The organism is Pseudomonas sp. rhizo25 (assembly GCF_031931935.1).
Classification (GTDB): domain Bacteria; phylum Pseudomonadota; class Gammaproteobacteria; order Pseudomonadales; family Pseudomonadaceae; genus Aquipseudomonas; species Aquipseudomonas synxantha.
The window spans coordinates 50818-66370 of sequence record NZ_JAUJXA010000004.1; the positions used below are offsets into that span (position 1 = coordinate 50818).

The 15553-nt window shown below is 61.2% G+C and carries 13 protein-coding genes; 11 read left to right on the forward strand and 2 right to left on the reverse strand.

What is annotated here, in order from left to right; translation table 11 throughout:
• The first annotated feature begins 59 nt into the window (after positions 1-59).
• The 7 genes from QZR30_RS10125 (at position 60) to QZR30_RS10155 (ending at position 5922) form a co-directional block, all read left to right on the forward strand.
• Positions 60-641 carry an alpha/beta hydrolase gene (locus QZR30_RS10125; protein ID WP_046070390.1) on the forward strand — a complete coding sequence of 194 codons (582 nt, stop codon included), beginning with the start codon at positions 60-62 and terminating at the stop codon, positions 639-641.
• Between the two features lie 49 nt (positions 642-690).
• A complete protein-coding gene (locus QZR30_RS10130) occupies positions 691-1614 on the forward strand; it encodes a sigma 54-interacting transcriptional regulator (RefSeq protein WP_046070391.1) in 924 nt (307 codons plus the stop codon).
• Between the two features lie 108 nt (positions 1615-1722).
• Positions 1723-2505, forward strand: coding sequence for a MetQ/NlpA family ABC transporter substrate-binding protein (locus QZR30_RS10135; protein WP_043050835.1), 783 nt, complete (start codon positions 1723-1725; stop codon positions 2503-2505).
• Between the two features lie 490 nt (positions 2506-2995).
• Positions 2996-3661, forward strand: coding sequence for an amino acid ABC transporter permease (locus tag QZR30_RS10140; protein WP_046070392.1), 666 nt, complete (start codon positions 2996-2998; stop codon positions 3659-3661).
• A complete protein-coding gene (locus QZR30_RS10145) occupies positions 3642-4301 on the forward strand; it encodes an amino acid ABC transporter permease (RefSeq protein WP_046070393.1) in 660 nt (219 codons plus the stop codon). Before QZR30_RS10140 ends, QZR30_RS10145 begins: the two co-directional genes overlap by 20 nt.
• A complete protein-coding gene (locus QZR30_RS10150; RefSeq protein WP_046070394.1) occupies positions 4298-5074 on the forward strand; it encodes an amino acid ABC transporter ATP-binding protein in 777 nt (258 codons plus the stop codon). Before QZR30_RS10145 ends, QZR30_RS10150 begins: the two co-directional genes overlap by 4 nt.
• Positions 5071-5922, forward strand: coding sequence for a transporter substrate-binding domain-containing protein (locus QZR30_RS10155; RefSeq protein WP_046070395.1), 852 nt, complete (start codon positions 5071-5073; stop codon positions 5920-5922). The genes QZR30_RS10150 and QZR30_RS10155 overlap by 4 nt, the downstream gene beginning before the upstream one ends.
• A gap of 74 nt (positions 5923-5996) precedes the next feature.
• Here QZR30_RS10155 and QZR30_RS10160 read toward each other — a convergent pair whose 3' ends face one another.
• Positions 5997-7160, reverse strand: a complete 1164-nt coding sequence (locus QZR30_RS10160) for an AAA family ATPase (RefSeq protein WP_046070396.1) — start codon at positions 7158-7160, stop codon at positions 5997-5999.
• A 120-nt stretch (positions 7161-7280) separates the two neighbouring features.
• On the opposite strand from QZR30_RS10160, the gene QZR30_RS10165 reads away from it, so the two are divergent.
• The 4 genes from QZR30_RS10165 (at position 7281) to QZR30_RS10180 (ending at position 14829) form a co-directional block, all read left to right on the forward strand.
• Positions 7281-8363, forward strand: coding sequence for an efflux RND transporter periplasmic adaptor subunit (locus QZR30_RS10165; RefSeq protein ID WP_046070397.1), 1083 nt, complete (start codon positions 7281-7283; stop codon positions 8361-8363).
• Positions 8360-9430 (forward strand): efflux RND transporter periplasmic adaptor subunit, encoded by a 1071-nt coding sequence (locus tag QZR30_RS10170; RefSeq protein WP_046070398.1) that lies wholly within the window; start codon positions 8360-8362, stop codon positions 9428-9430. The genes QZR30_RS10165 and QZR30_RS10170 overlap by 4 nt, the downstream gene beginning before the upstream one ends.
• Positions 9427-12492, forward strand: coding sequence for an efflux RND transporter permease subunit (locus QZR30_RS10175; protein WP_056847227.1), 3066 nt, complete (start codon positions 9427-9429; stop codon positions 12490-12492). Before QZR30_RS10170 ends, QZR30_RS10175 begins: the two co-directional genes overlap by 4 nt.
• 135 nt (positions 12493-12627) lie before the next feature.
• Positions 12628-14829, forward strand: a complete 2202-nt coding sequence (locus tag QZR30_RS10180) for a glycoside hydrolase (protein WP_068965955.1) — start codon at positions 12628-12630, stop codon at positions 14827-14829.
• A gap of 84 nt (positions 14830-14913) precedes the next feature.
• On the opposite strand, the gene QZR30_RS10185 is transcribed toward QZR30_RS10180, so the two are convergent.
• A complete protein-coding gene (locus QZR30_RS10185; protein WP_046070401.1) occupies positions 14914-15540 on the reverse strand; it encodes a class I SAM-dependent methyltransferase in 627 nt (208 codons plus the stop codon).
• Positions 15541-15553 lie beyond the last annotated feature (13 nt).

The following is a 15553-nucleotide window of genomic DNA, read 5'->3' on the forward strand; positions in this document are numbered from 1 at the left end:
TGTGGCTGGGTCGACCCTATACTGCTTAGCAACGTTAAACGCTGCAGGAGGGCACACCCATGCACAGCGAGTCGATTCGTTACCTGATCGTGCCGGGCTGGCAAGGATCGCCAGAAGATCATTGGCAAACCCATTGGCAGCACAGCCTGCCCAATAGCGCCCGCGTGGAGCAGGCTGACTGGCTGACCCCGCGCCGCGAGGACTGGGTAGCCGCACTGGCCGAGGCGATTGCCGCCGACAGCACGCCGGTGATCCTGATCGCCCATAGCCTGGGTTGCATCACCGTCGCGCACTGGGCAGCTACTGCACCGGTGCATTGCTTGCGTCAGGTACGCGGCGCGTTGCTGGTGGCGCCGGCGGATGTCGAACGCCCGGCCTGCGCGCCCGCCCTGCGTAACTTTGCGCCAATTCCTACCGACCTGCTGCCGTTCCCCAGCCAGGTGGTCAGCTCCGACAACGACAGCGCCGTCAGCGCCCCGCGGGCCCTGGAGCTGGCGCGTCAGTGGGGCGCCGAAGCCGGCATTTTGTCCGGTGCCGGGCATATCAATGTGAAGTCCGGCCACCGTCGTTGGGAGCAGGGTTTCGCTTATCTCTATCGCCTGCAAAACCGCCTCGAGCATCATGCTCGGCGCAGTGCCTGATATTTTTTCAACGCCCCGTCCCTGAGTGGATTGGGGGCGGGAGCCTGCCATGAGTCAAGAAATCTTCGGCCAGCCGCTGCTGACCTTTCCCGACGCCGAAAAAAGCCCGCTGAGCATCCGCGCCAAGGCGCTGGTATTTGTCGACCCCCGCTCACGCCAACTGCGTGAAGAGCTGGAAAACCTAGCCCCGCGTGCCTTGCCAGTGTTGATTCGCGGTGAAACCGGTAGCGGTAAGGAGCTGCTGGCGCGACACATCCACCGTGGCAGTGATCGCACCGGCTTGTTTGTCTCGGTCAATTGCGGCGCGATCAGCCCGACTTACGCCGACGCCGAATTGTTCGGCTACACCGCCGGTAGCTACAGTGGTGCCGCCAGCAGCCGCGCCGGCTGGTTCGGCTCGGCCAATGGCGGCACCTTATACCTGGATGAGATTGGTGACTTGCCGCTGCCGATTCAGGTCAAGTTGCTCGCGGCCTTGGAAAACCACGAAGTCACCCGCGTCGGCGCCCATCAGCCAAGCCCGGTGGATGTACGCCTGGTGGCTGCCACCAGCATTGACCTGGCCCAGGCGGTGGCGGTGGGTAAATTTCATGAGCGCCTGTTTCATTACTTGAGCGAAGGCCAGTTGGAGCTGCCAGCGTTGCGTGAGCGGGTGGGGGATATATTGTCCCTGGCCGAATATTTCCTCGGTATCTATAGCCAGCGCCTGGATCTGCCGGTGCCACTGATCAGCGACGCCGCCCAACGTGTGCTGGAACACCACGCGTGGCCGGGCAATACCCGTGAACTGGAAAACGTCATTCACTTTGCCTTGCTGGTGAGCAGCGGTGAAGAAATCCTGCCCGAGCATTTGAACTTGCCGGTGACGGGTTCACCGCTGGAGCAGGTGCGGCGGATCTATGCCAGTGCCAGCCCAGCCGAGCAGGCATCACTGCGTAAATTCCTACATGAACAAAATGGAATATCAACGTGAATAAAAGATATTGTTCGGGAATAAAAAATCTAGGTATTGTCCCTCCCACGCCGCGATAGCACTTCGCTGGCACCTCACATAAAAACGGTCGTTATAAAAGGACACTGCATGAAAAAGGTTCTGTTGTTTACCGCACTGGCGGCTGCCCTGACTGCCGGCTTCGCGCAGGCCAACGAGAAATTGGTGGTGGCCGCCACGCCGATCCCCCATGCGGAGATCCTCGAGCTGATCAAGCCGACCCTGGCCAAAGAAGGCGTGGACCTGGAAATCAAAGTCTTTACCGACTACGTACAACCCAATACGCAGGTTGCCGAAAAACGCCTGGATGCCAACTACTTCCAGACCCTGCCGTACCTGGAAAACTTCAACAAGGGCAAAGGCACCAACCTGGTCACCGTAGTCGGTGTGCACGTTGAACCCATCGGTGGTTACTCGAAGAAGATCAAGAAAATTGAAGATCTCAAAGACGGCGCTACCGTTGCCATCCCGAACGAAGGCTCCAACAGTGGTCGTGCCCTGCTGCTGCTGCAAAAGAACGGCCTGATTACGCTCAAAGACCCGACCAACGCCTTGTCCACGCCAAAAGACATCAAGGAAAACCCCAAGCACCTGAAATTCAAGGAGTTGGAATCGGCCTTGCTGCCTCGGGTGCTCGACCAGGTTGACCTGGATGTGATCAACACCAACTACGCCCTGGAAGCGGGCCTGAACCCGGCCAAGGATGCGTTGATCATCGAAGACGCCAAGTCGCCCTACGTAAACTTCCTGGTCGCTCGCCCGGACAACAAGGACAGCGACGCGATTCAGAAACTGTCCAAGGCCCTGACCAGCCCGGAAGTCAAAGCCTTCATCGAGAAGAAGTACAACGGCGCGGTAGTGCCGGCGTTCTGATGTAACTCAAAACCCCCTTCAAGGTTTGAACGCCGACGGCTACTACAGCGTCGGCGTTTTTTTATGCCTGAACCTTGGAATGCGATTAAAGGCGGGAGGGGGCTCCCGATAACAGTGGTTCAGTCAGTACATCTGTGACTGACCGCTATCGGGAGCAAGCCCCTCCCACATTTGATCTCCATCTCATATTTGATCTTCAGTGTGTCAGAGCGTGCGGCTCTCAATCGCCCGGCGCAACGCCACCAACCATTTCACCAGCTCCTGCGGATCAATCGGTTTTGCTTCGTTCATCGTTCATTCCCTCGAAACACAGACCCCTGCAACCATAGTTCGCACCCGAACTCCGGGGTTATCTTTTTGGGTGATATCAATATGCTATTTAGGTATTTAAATTTTACTTTTTATAGCTTTAAAGTTCGCGCTACCCGACGTTATCCCTGTCGGAACGGACTGCGCTCGCCGCATTACCCCGCGGCGTCATGGACTCACAATGACCTTCGATTTCGCTTTTATCCTCAGCACCCTGCCTGCCTTCCTGCAAGCCGTGGGCGTGACGCTGCAAGTGGGCCTGATCGCCATTGGCACCTCGTTGCTGGTAGCGCTGATCAACGCGGCGCTGCTGGTGTTTCGCACGCCATACCTGTCGCGCCTGGTGGCGTTGTATGTGGAGCTGGCGCGTAATACGCCGCTGCTGATCCAGCTGTTCTTCGTGTACTTCGCGCTGCCGGCCCTGGGCGTGAATATCTCCGGGTTCTGGGCGGCGATCATCACCATGACCTTTCTTGGCGGTGCCTACCTCACCGAAGTGCTGCGCGCCGGGGTGGAAGCGGTGCCGCTGGCGCAGATCGAGTCGGGCAAGTCCATTGGCCTGTCCGATTGGCAGCTGCTGCGCCACGTGATCCTGCCCCAGGCCGGCATTCTCAGCCTGCCGGCGTTGTTCGCCAACTTCATCTTCCTGCTCAAGGAGACCACTGTAGTTTCCGCCGTGGCGGTGCCGGAAATTCTCTACACCACCAAGAGCTATATCGCCCTTTACTACAAGACCTACGAAATGCTCGCCGTGCTGACGTTGATCTGCGTGCTGCTGTTTTTGCCGCTGTCGCTGCTGCTCAGCCGCCTGGAAAGGAGGCTCCAGCATGGCCAGTTCGGGTCTTGAGTTGTTGTGGGTGTCGTTGCCGCAACTGGGCAAGGGCGCGGCACAAACCCTGTCGATTTCGTTGCTGAGCATCGCGTTCAGTACGCTGGGCGGCGTGTTGTACGGCGTGCTGCGCACCTTGGGTAACCGCTTGGTCAACCTGGTGCTGCGGGTTTACCTGGAGCTGTTCCGTGCGATTCCGGTATTGGTGTGGTTGTACCTGCTGTTTTTCGGCCTGCCGATTTTCTTTGGCCTGAGCATCCCCAGCTTCTGGTGTGCGGTGCTGGTGCTGTCGTTGTGGGGCGCCAGCGAGGTGGGTGAAGTGGTACGCGGCGCGTTGTATTCGCTGCCCCGCGGCCAGCGCGAAGCGGGCTTGTCGATTGGCCTGTCCGACCCGCAGTTGTACGGCTATGTGCTGCTGCCCCAAGCGCTTAAGCGCATGACACCGCCGACCATCAACGTCTACACGCGCCTCATCAAGACCAGCTCCCTGGCGGTGCTGATCGGCGTGGTGGATGTGATCAAGGTCGGCCAGCAAATCATCGAGCGCACCTACGAATCGGTACTGATCTACGGCGCGCTGTTCCTGTTTTTCTTCTTTATCTGCTACCCGTTGTCGGCCGCCTCCAAGGTGCTGGAACGGCGCTGGGCCCAAGCATGAGCGCATTGATCGAGTTCCAGGGTTTCAATAAATTCTTCGGTGACCAACAGGTGCTCAAGGGCATCGACCTGAGTGTGCAAAGCGGCGAAGTGGTGGTGATCCTCGGCCCCAGCGGCTGTGGCAAAAGCACCTTGCTGCGTTGCCTCAACGGGCTGGAAGTCGCACACAGCGGCAGCCTGCGTTTCGCCGGCAACGAGCTTTTGCACAAAAGCACCGACTGGCGCCAGGTCCGCCAGGACATCGGCATGGTATTCCAGAGCTACCACCTGTTCCCGCACATGAGCGTGCTCGACAACATCCTGCTCGGCCCGCTGAAGGTGCAAAAGCGCGACCCCCGCGAGGCCCGTGCGCAGGCTGAAAAACTTCTCGAGCGCGTAGGCCTGGCCGACAAGCGCGACGCCTTCCCGCGCCAGCTCTCCGGCGGCCAGCAGCAACGCATCGCCATTGTCCGCTCGTTGTGCATGAACCCCCAGGTCATGCTGTTTGACGAAGTCACCGCCGCCCTTGACCCGGAGATGGTCAAGGAGGTGCTGGAAGTCATCCAGGGCCTGGCCCGCGATGGCATGACCCTGCTGATCGTCACCCATGAAATGGCCTTCGCCCGTGCCGTCGCCGACCGCGTGGTGTTCATGGAGGCCGGCCGCATCCTCGAACACAACACCCCCGAGGCATTCTTTACGAACCCGCAGACCGCACGCGCGCAGCAGTTCCTGGAGAAGTTCTCCTTTGTTTCAACACTGCCCAAGAAGATCAAGGAACTGGAGCTGATATGAAAAAGTTACTGCTGCCGCTGTTTGCCGTCGCCTTACTGGCCGGCTGCGATAAAAAGGCCGAAGAGCCTGCCAAACCTGTTGCTGCTGCGAGCTATATCGACAAGATCAAGGCGCGGGACAAGCTGATCGTCGGCGTGTTTACCGACAAGCCACCATTTGGCTTTGTCGATGAAGCCGGGCGCTATGTCGGCTTCGATACCGACATCGGCCGCCAATTCGCCAAGGACCTGCTGGGCGACGAAAACAAGGTTGAATTCGTGGCCGTGGAACCGGCCAGCCGCATTCCGTTCCTGCAAAGCGACAAGGTCGACTTGATCCTCGCCAACATGACCGTGACGCCTGAACGCAAGGAAGCGGTGGACTTCACCAACCCCAACCTGAAAGTCGCGGTACAGGCCCTGGTGCCCAATGACAGTACGGTCAAAAACCTGGCTGACCTGGCGACCCGTACGACCATCGTCACCACCGGTACCACGGCTGATATCTGGCTGACCAAGAACCACCCGGACTGGAAGCTGCTCAAGTTCGAGAAAAACTCCGAGTCGTTGCAAGCGTTATCGGCGGGGCGTGGTGATGCCTATGCGCAAGACAACCTGGTGCTGTTCAGCTGGGCCAAGCAGAACCCGGGTTACCGCGTGCTGGAAGAAAAACTCGGTGATGAAGCGCCGATTGCCCCGGCGGTGAAGAAGGGCAATATCGAACTGCGCGACTGGGTGAATGCCGAGTTGGCGAAGTTGGGTGAGGAGAAGTTCCTGCTCAAGCTGTATGACCAATACGTGCGCAAAGAGCTGAGCGATGACACCAAGCCTGAAAGTGTGATTGTTGAAGGCGGGAAGTGGCAGGGCTGATCTCTGGACTTTGTGTTGGCTGTCCGGGCCTCATCGGGGGCAAGTCGAATCGATGAGGCCAGCACAGCCACCGCCTACTCCGGCCAATGCCAAGCCGGCCCATCCAACATCCCCTGTCCGACGATCCGCGTCTCCCCCATCACCTTCTCCAGCACAATCGAATTACACCCCTCATCCTGCTGCAACGCCGCAATCAAGCGGCTGGCATGGGACACCACCCACACCTGGCAATGCATCGACGCCTGGGCAATCAGGCGCGCCAACGCCGGCAGCAGATCCGGATGCAGGCTGGTCTCGGGTTCGTTCAGCACCATCATGGTCGGTGGCCGTGGCGTCAGCAGCGCGGCGATCAGTAGGAGGTAACGCAAGGTGCCGTCCGACAACTCCGCTGCCGACAAGGGACGCAGCAGGCCTTCCTGATAAAACTCGATTGCAAACCGCCCGCCCTGCAAGGGTTGGATATTCAGGCGTGCCCCCGGGAATGCATCGCTGACGGCGTGCTGCAATGCCTCGGCGTCGCCCACTTCGCGAATGGTCTGCAACGCTGCGGCCAGGTCCCGGCCGTCGTGATGTAACACCGGTGTGCGGGTGCCCAATTGGGGTTGGCGCACCGGCGCATCCACATCACTGCGAAAGTGATCATAAAAACGCCAGCCACGGATACTCTCGCGTAGCAGCAACACTTCCGGCGAGCCACGCAGGTTGCCCACCTGGTCGAACAGGCTGTGATAGTTGGGTGTGTGCTGGGCCAATACATCCCAGGCGCGGCCGTCACGCGCCCGTACCATCGGCCCGGATCGCTGAACCAGTAGGCTGGCCGGGCGGTAGAGGGGGCCGGCCCAGATACATTCCTTTTTGATTTCCGGGTCTAGTTTGAATTCGCTGCCGGGGACCGGGATGGGCAGGCCCAGGGAGATGGCGTAGCTGAAATCCTCCCCGGCAAACCCCAGGCGCAGGCGTTTGACCCCTTGGGCCGCGGTGGCCTCCACCGGCACTTCGCCGCTGCGCATACGCCGAGTGATGGTTTCCGGGCCGGCCCAGAAGGTCGAGTCCAGCCCACCTTCACGGGCCACGGCATTGATCACCCCGCCCTGTGCGGTTTCGGCCAGCAAGCGAAGGGCCCGATACAGGTTGGACTTGCCGCTGCCATTGGGCCCGGTCACCAGATTCAGCCGGTCCAGGGGCACCACCAATTTATTGATCGAGCGGTAATTGGCCACCGCGAGGGTTTTCAGCATGTGTATTTAGCCGGCATGGGAACCATTGGAGTATGGGATCCTCCATGCAGATAAGGAACCCTGATCTAAGCTCACAGTCGCATACACACTTGTACCTTGCGTCGCGCAAAAGGAGCCTGCATGGGCGGTCGTACTTCGACATTTATTTTCAGCCTTGGCCTCCTGGCGCTGCTGAGCGGCTGTGGCCAAGACAAAGCCGAGCCCAAGCAGCATTCCCGGGTGTTTGTACAAACTGTACAGTCGGCGGATTTCGCCGCAGCGGTGACACTCACCGGGGATATCCAGGCGCGGGTGCAGACCGACCTGTCCTTTCGCGTGGGCGGCAAGATCATCCAGCGCATGGTGGATGTGGGCGACCGGGTGAGTGCCAAGCAAGTGCTGGCCAAGCTCGACCCCAAGGACCTGCAGACCAATGTCGATTCCGCCCAGGCCCAGGTCGTGGCCGAACAGGCGCGGGTCAAGCAGACCGCCGCCGCCTTTGTGCGCCAGGAAAAACTCTTGCCCAAGGGCTACACCAGTCGCAGCGAATACGACGCCGCCCAGGCTGCGTTGCGCAGCAGCCAAAGCGCCCTGGCCGCTGCCCAGGCGCAACTGGCCAATGCCCGCGAACAGTTGGGCTACACCGCGTTGGTCGCCGATGCGCCGGGGGTTATTACAGCGCGCCAGGCCGAAGTCGGCCAGGTGGTACAAGCCACGGTGCCGATCTTCAGTCTGGCCCGGGATGGTGAGCGTGATGCAGTGTTCAACGTCTATGAGTCGCTGCTGGTGGAGCCGCCGTCGGATGCGCCGATCACCGTCAGCCTGCTGGATAACCCAAGCATCAAGGCTGTGGGCAAGGTCCGTGAAGTGACACCTGCCGTGGCCGCCAATACTGGCACCCTCCAAGTGAAGATTGCCCTGCAAAGTCTGCCCAAGGGTATGGAGCTGGGGTCGGTGGTGAGTGCCACGGCCAACGGCCCGGCCAAGGCCAGCATCGAGCTGCCTTGGGCCGCGTTGACCAAAGACCTCAGCGAACCCGCCGTGTGGCTGATCGACGGCGACGGCAAGGCGCAACTGCATAAGGTCACGGTGGCGCGCTACCTTACCGGCAAAGTGATCATTGGCGACGGTCTCAAGGGCGGGGAAAAAGTCGTGGTGGCCGGTGGGCAATTACTGCACCCCGGCATGCAGGTCGAGATCGCCCAGCAAGGAGCCCAGCCATGAAGCAACTGACGGTTATCGTCGCCACGAGCCTGTTGCTGATGGCCTGCTCCAAGGAAGAAGCACCGCCCGAACCAATACGCCCGGTGCTGTCCATGGAAGTGAAGGCAGAGGACCAGGAACACCTCGGCCGCTTCGCCGGCACCATCCAGGCCCGCTACGAAAGCAACCTGGGCTTTCGCGTGTCCGGTCGCATCGCGCGCCGCGCCGTGGATGTGGGCGCCGAAGTCGAGAAGGGCGCCTTGCTTGCCGTGCTCGACCCCACCGACCAGCAGAACCAATTGCGCGCCGCCCAGGGCGACCTGGCCCGCGTGCAGGCGCAGTTCATCAATGCCCAGGCCAATGCGCGCCGTCAGCAGGAGCTGTTCAATCGGGGCGTGGGCGCCCAGGCCCAGCTGGACGTAGCCCAGACCGACCTGAAAACCACCCAGGCGACCCTCGACCAGGCCCGTGCTTCGGTCAACCAGGCCAAGGATCAACTCAACTACGCCGAGCTGCGTACCGACCACGCCGGCATCGTCACCGCCTGGAATGCCGAGGCCGGCCAGGTGGTCAGTGCCGGCCAGCAAGTGGTGACCCTGGCGCGCCCGGACATCAAGGAAGCGGTGATCGACCTTCCCGCCGGCCTGGCCGAGCGCCTGCCGGCAGATGTGGTGTTCCTGGTCGCCGGGCAACTGGACCCCAGCGTGCATACCACCGCCGTCGTGCGCGAGATCGAACCCCAGGCCCAGAGCGCCACGCGCACTCGCCGCGCACGCCTGAGCCTGGCCGAAACACCGCCCGCGTTCCGCCTCGGCACCGCGATCAGCGTGACCTTGAGCACCGCCATTGCCCCGCGCATCGAACTGCCCCTGAGCGCCCTGCAGGAAGACGACGGCAAGACCCGCATCTGGATGCTTGATACCCAGAGCCAGACTGTGCAGCCCCGTGAGGTCAGCGTCCTTAGCCGTAGCGGCAACAGTGTCTTGCTCAACGGCAGCGTCAAACCCGGCGAGCGCATTGTCACCGCCGGCGTGAACAGCCTGAAACCCGGGCAAAAAGTCAAAATCGACGAGGGCAGTTCGCGATGAAAGGGAGTTTCAACTTATCCGACTGGGCCCTCAAGCATCAGTCCTTCGTGTGGTATCTGATGTTCGTCGCGCTGCTGATGGGCGTGTTTTCATACATGAACCTGGGCCGCGAGGAAGACCCCTCGTTCACCATCAAGACCATGGTCATCCAGACCCGCTGGCCGGGCGCGACCCAGGAAGAAACCCTCAAGCAGGTCACTGACCGCATCGAGAAAAAACTCGAAGAGCTGGACTCCCTCGACTACGTGAAAAGCTACACCCGGCCCGGCGAATCGACGGTGTTCGTGTTTCTCAAGGACACCACCAGCGCCAATGCCATCCCCGACATCTGGTACCAGGTGCGCAAGAAGATCGATGACATCCGCGGCACCTTCCCCCAGGGCTTGCAGGGACCGTCGTTCAACGACGAGTTTGGTGATGTATTCGGTTCGGTGTATGCCTTTACCGGTGACGGCCTGTCGATGCGCCAGTTGCGCGACTACGTGGAGCAGGTGCGCGCCGAGATCCGCTCAGTGCCGGGGCTGGGCAAGGTCGAGATGATCGGCCAGCAGGACGAAGTGATCTACCTGAATTTCTCCACGCGCAAACTTGCCGCATTGGGGATCGACCAGCGCCAGGTCGTGCAAAGCCTGCAATCGCAGAACGCCGTAACCCCGGCCGGGGTGATCGAGGCCGGGCCGGAGCGCATATCGGTGCGCACCTCAGGGCAGTTCGCCTCTGAGAAGGACCTGGCTGACGTCAACCTGCGCCTCAATGACCGTTTCTATCGGCTTGCGGATATCGCCGACATCAGCCGTGGCTATGTCGACCCGGCGCGGCCAATGTTCCGCTTCAACGGCAAGCCGGCCATCGGCTTGGCCATTGCGATGCAGAAGGGCGGCAATATCCAGTCGTTCGGCAAGGCCCTGCACCAGCGTATGGACGAGCTGACCGCTGACTTGCCGGTGGGCGTTGGTGTGCACAAGGTGTCCGACCAGGCCGAGGTGGTGGAAGAGGCCGTCGGTGGCTTTACCAGCGCGCTGTTCGAGGCGGTGATCATCGTGCTGGTGGTGAGTTTTATCAGCCTGGGTATGCGCGCCGGCCTGGTGGTGGCGTGCTCGATTCCGCTGGTGCTGGCGCTGGTATTCGTGTTCATGGAATACAGCGGCATCACCATGCAGCGAGTGTCGCTCGGTGCGTTGATCATCGCCCTCGGCCTGTTGGTGGACGATGCGATGATCACCGTCGAGATGATGATCACGCGCCTGGAAAAAGGCGAAACCAAGGAGCAGGCGGCGACCTACGCCTACACCTCCACCGCGTTCCCGATGCTCACCGGTACCCTGGTGACCGTGGCCGGTTTTGTACCGATTGGCCTCAACGCCAGTTCGGCGGGCGAGTACACCTTTACCCTGTTCGCGGTGATCGCCGTGGCGATGCTGGTGTCGTGGGTGGTGGCGGTGCTGTTTGCACCGGTGATCGGTGTGCACATCCTCAGCGCCAATGTGAAGCCGCACAATGCTGAGCCCGGACGCATCGGTCGTGCGTTCAATGGCGGCATGCTGTGGGCCATGCGCAACCGTTGGTGGGCCATCGGTATCACTGTGGGCCTGTTTGCGGCCTCGGTGTTTTCCATGCAGTTTGTGCAGAACCAGTTCTTCCCGTCATCGGATCGCCCGGAAATCCTGGTTGATTTGAACCTGCCGCAAAACGCCTCGATCAACGAGACACGCAAGGCCGTCGATCGCCTTGAAGCGATTATCAAGGACGATCCGGACATAGCCCGCTGGAGCACTTATATCGGTCAGGGCGCGATCCGTTTCTACCTGCCGCTGGACCAGCAGTTGGAAAACCCCTACTACGCGCAGTTGGTGATTGTCAGCAAGGGCCTGGAAGAGCGTGGTGCGTTGATCGCCCGCTTGCAACAGCGCCTGCGCGATGATTTTGTCGGCATCGGCAGCTATGTGCAGCCGCTGGAAATGGGCCCGCCGGTGGGGCGGCCGATCCAGTACCGCGTGTCCGGCAAAGACATCGATCAGGTGCGCAAGCATGCTATCGAGCTGGCGACCTTGCTCGACCAGAACACCCACCTGGGCGAGATCATCTACGACTGGAACGAGCCGGGCAAAGTCCTGCGGGTCGACATTGCCCAGGACAAGGCGCGGCAACTGGGGCTGTCGTCGGAAGACGTGGCGCAGTTGATGAACAGCGTGGTCAGCGGTGCGTCGGTGACCCAGGTGCACGACGATATCTACCTGATCAATGTGGTCGGCCGCGCCGAAGATGCCGAGCGTGGCACCCCGGAAACCTTGCAGAACCTGCAGATCGTTACGCCCAACGGCACTTCGATTCCGCTGCTGGCGTTCGCCACCGTGCGTTACGAGCTGGAGCAACCGCTGGTGTGGCGACGCGACCGTAAGCCGACCATCACCGTCAAGGCTGCGGTGCGCGATGAAATGCAGCCGACGGACCTGGTCAAGCAACTGGCGCCGACCATCGAGAAATTCGGCGCTGACTTGCCGGTAGGCTACAAAGTTGCCACCGGCGGCACCGTGGAAGAAAGCGGCAAGGCCCAGGGGCCTATCGCCAAGGTAGTGCCGTTGATGCTGTTCCTGATGGCCACCTTCCTGATGATCCAGTTGCACAGCGTGCAGAAGATGTTCCTGGTGGCGAGCGTCGCGCCCCTGGGGCTGATCGGCGTGGTGCTGGCGTTGATCCCCACGGGCACGCCCATGGGCTTTGTGGCGATCCTGGGTATCCTGGCGCTGATCGGCATCATCATTCGTAACTCGGTGATCCTGGTGACGCAAATCCACGAATATGAGGTGGCCGGTTACACGCCGTGGGATGCCGTGGTGGAAGCCACTGAACACCGGCGCCGACCGATCCTGCTTACGGCCGCTGCCGCGAGCCTGGGCATGATCCCCATCGCCCGCGAAGTGTTCTGGGGGCCGATGGCCTACGCGATGATTGGCGGGATTATCATTGCCACCTTGCTGACGCTGCTGTTTTTGCCGGCGCTGTATGTGGCCTGGTACAAGATCCGCGAACCGAAGCAGGAGCAACAGGAACAACACGGTTAAAAATGTGGGAGGGAGCAAGCCCCCTCCCACATTTTGATCTTCATAGCGCTTGAACAACTGTGGGAAGCTTCCGAAAAGTCCGCTTGCCGCCCCGCCCAATCGCTGCATGTCTTACCCTCCCCCAGGTCGATCCCTATGTCTTGCCTGCGCTCCACCGTGCTGCTCTGTGCGCTCCTGCTGTCGCCGCCGACCTTTGCCGCTACCGTGCTGGAAAACGCCCTCTGGCGCATCGAGTTGGACCCGGCCACCCTGGCCCTGCGTGTGACGCCATCGGGCCAGGCCTCGGTGAACGTCTCCAGCGGCATCACTGCCCATAGCGTCAGCCAAGTGCAGAACAGCTCCGACCAGGCCAGCTGGCAATGGGACAGCGGCGCCTATCGCCTGACCGCACGCCTTGAACAACGCGACCTGGCCTTGACCATCAACGCCAGTCAGCCTGGCGAGTTGCCGCTGCTGCGCCAGCCCGCCGAAGCCATGGGCCAAGGCTTGCTCTGGCCCTTGGCCGAAGGGCATTACGTACCCGCCGGCAATGCCATATGGCAGGCTTTCCTGCAGGAGCAGGGCGCGCTCAATACCACCCAGGACCTGAGCCTGCCGTTATGGGGCATGGATCATGGAAGCTTTACCCTCAACTGGCTGCTGACCAACCCCTACAACAACCGCCTCCAATGGCAGGCGGAAGGCAAAGGCCTGGCGCTGTCCCTGACCCATGAGTTCACCACGCTGGACTCCAGCGCACCGATGACGCTACGTCTGCACCTGGGCGACGCCGACCCCTTGGCCGGAGCCAAGCGCTACCGCCAGTGGCTGGTAGAGCAGGGCAAATATGAGCCGTTGGCGGACAAGCTGCGCCAGACCCCCGAGGCAGAAAAACTGCTGGGCGCCAGCCATGCCTACCTGTGGGGCAATGACCTGCTGGCGCTGGACGATGTGCGTGATTGGCCGAAGTTGGTCGAGCGGCTACGCGGTCATGCGCTTGCTGCCCTGTTTGATAAGGAAGCGGCCAAGGTGCTGGCGCAGACCACGGCGTTAAGTCGTTATGAGCAGGCGGCGCTGTTGCGTGGCCTTAACGCCGCAATCAACAAGCAGGCGCGCCAGGCGTGGCAAGTCGAGGAGCCGGACATGACGCGACTCGCCGCCCGCTATGGTGAACTGCGCCAGGAGCTGGCGACAGCATTCGCCGGAGCCTTGGGCGGCAGCCCTGAAAGCTGGGGCAGCAAGACTATCCAAGGCCTGCGCGATGCCGGCCTGCCTCGTCTGCTGCTGACCCTGGGCGAAGGCTGGGAAGGCGGCCTCTGGCATCCCGAAGCGATTCGCGCCGGTGTCGACGCGGGATTTCTGATCGCGCCCTACGATTCCTACGAAACCGCTTTGTCCGCGGCCGAGAACCCGGACTGGACTACGGCCCACCAGGGCGACCAGGCTTACCGCAACTGCGCAATCATGCTCAAGGACGGCAAGCTGAAAACCGGCTTCCAGCAGTCCGGTCACTACACCGACCCCCGCTGCGTGCGACCGTTGCTGGAGGCGCGGGTGCGGGCCGTGCAGGCCAAGGCCGGCTTCAACGCCTGGTTCCTCGACGCCTATGCCACCGGCATGCTGTTCGACAGCTACCGGGATGGAGCGTCCATGACCCAGGCGCAAAACGCCGCGGGCAATATCGATGCGTCCCGCTGGCTCAACAGCGTGCTCAAGGTGCCGGCCGGCTCCGAAGACGGCAACGCCACTACTGCCCAGGGCATTCTGTTTGCCCACGGTATGCAGACGCCGGTCATGGGCTGGGGGGATCGGGACATGACCCAGGACAAGCAGTCGCCCCATTACGTCGGCAACTGGTTCCCGCCGGAGCAACCGACGGTGTTTTTCAAACCTGTGCCATTGAAAGAGCCGTTTCGCACGGTGTATTTCGAGCCGAGCATGCGCCTGCCGTTGTACCAGGCGGTGTTCCACGGCTCGGTGATCACCACTCATCACTGGCTGTTCGATAGCCTGAAATTGAGCAATGTGCAGGTTGAGAATGAGTTGACCCAACTGCTCTATAACGTGCCGCCGCTGTATCACCTGAGTGCGGCGACGCTTAAGGCGCGCTTGCCGGTGATTCAACGCCAGGACCGGTTTTTCCGACCACTGCACCAGCGTTTGGCGACCCAGGCGATGACGGATTTTCGTTGGCTGACAGCGGACAAACAGCTGCAGCAAACCACGTTCGCCGATGGCACGCGGTTGGTGGCGAACTTTTCGGCCATGGAAAAAGAAGGGTATGCCGAGCGCAGTGTCACAGCGCTGGTGGAAGGTGAAAAACCGGTGGTGTATCAGGTAGATCAGCAACGCCATTGAGACCATCGGGAGCAAGCCCCCTCCCACATTTAAATGTGGGAGGGGGGCTTGCTCCCGATAGCGTCAGACCAGGTAATAAATCACTTAAGACCGGCGCCACACACTCGCCAACCAAGGCTGCTGCTCCCGAGGCACCCCGGCCGGGCGGTAGTAATGCTCCAGCTCTTCAAACCCGGCCTCAATCAGCAGCGCCTGCCACGCCTCCAGATCGTGATAAGACCCATACCGCGGCCCATTCCAGCCTTCCTGGTTTTCGCCCCGAGGGTTGGAGCTGAACAGCACGCCCCCGGGCTTCAACGTGCCATGCAGCTGCTTGAGAACCCGCGGCAGTTCCTGCTTGGGAATATGAAACAGCACCGCATTGGCAAACACGCCATCGAAGCGCTCGGCGGGCAGGTCCAGCTTGAGAAAGTCCTGCTGCAGCACCTCGCAGCCGCTGTCCTCCCGCGCCATCTGCGCGAAACGCTCGGAGCCATCCAGCCCCACGGCGATATGCCCCATGCGGGTGAAGGTCTGCAAATCCCGGCCCGGCCCGCAGCCGAAATCCAACACGGTAAACGGCGCGGGGCCCTGAATGTGCCGCAATAACGCGTCGATGTTCTGGCTCACATCGTGATCGCGGGTGCCTTCACGGAAGTCTTCGGCCACCTTGTTGTAATGGCCGAGGGTGGTGGTGGTGATCTGGTTGAGGTCTTCGGGGGCAAGTTTCATGGCATGGCGCACG

Coding starts and splice junctions, on each gene's coding strand:
- QZR30_RS10145 (WP_046070393.1), top strand. CDS start 3,642: ATGGCCAGTTCGGGTCTTGAGTTGTTGTGGGTGTCGTTGCCGCAACTG.
- QZR30_RS10135 (WP_043050835.1), top strand. CDS start 1,723: ATGAAAAAGGTTCTGTTGTTTACCGCACTGGCGGCTGCCCTGACTGCC.
- QZR30_RS10165 (WP_046070397.1), top strand. CDS start 7,281: ATGGGCGGTCGTACTTCGACATTTATTTTCAGCCTTGGCCTCCTGGCG.
- QZR30_RS10140 (WP_046070392.1), top strand. CDS start 2,996: ATGACCTTCGATTTCGCTTTTATCCTCAGCACCCTGCCTGCCTTCCTG.
- QZR30_RS10180 (WP_068965955.1), top strand. CDS start 12,628: ATGTCTTGCCTGCGCTCCACCGTGCTGCTCTGTGCGCTCCTGCTGTCG.
- QZR30_RS10150 (WP_046070394.1), top strand. CDS start 4,298: ATGAGCGCATTGATCGAGTTCCAGGGTTTCAATAAATTCTTCGGTGAC.
- QZR30_RS10170 (WP_046070398.1), top strand. CDS start 8,360: ATGAAGCAACTGACGGTTATCGTCGCCACGAGCCTGTTGCTGATGGCC.
- QZR30_RS10160 (WP_046070396.1), bottom strand. CDS start 7,160: ATGCTGAAAACCCTCGCGGTGGCCAATTACCGCTCGATCAATAAATTG.
- QZR30_RS10185 (WP_046070401.1), bottom strand. CDS start 15,540: ATGAAACTTGCCCCCGAAGACCTCAACCAGATCACCACCACCACCCTC.
- QZR30_RS10130 (WP_046070391.1), top strand. CDS start 691: ATGAGTCAAGAAATCTTCGGCCAGCCGCTGCTGACCTTTCCCGACGCC.
- QZR30_RS10175 (WP_056847227.1), top strand. CDS start 9,427: ATGAAAGGGAGTTTCAACTTATCCGACTGGGCCCTCAAGCATCAGTCC.
- QZR30_RS10125 (WP_046070390.1), top strand. CDS start 60: ATGCACAGCGAGTCGATTCGTTACCTGATCGTGCCGGGCTGGCAAGGA.
- QZR30_RS10155 (WP_046070395.1), top strand. CDS start 5,071: ATGAAAAAGTTACTGCTGCCGCTGTTTGCCGTCGCCTTACTGGCCGGC.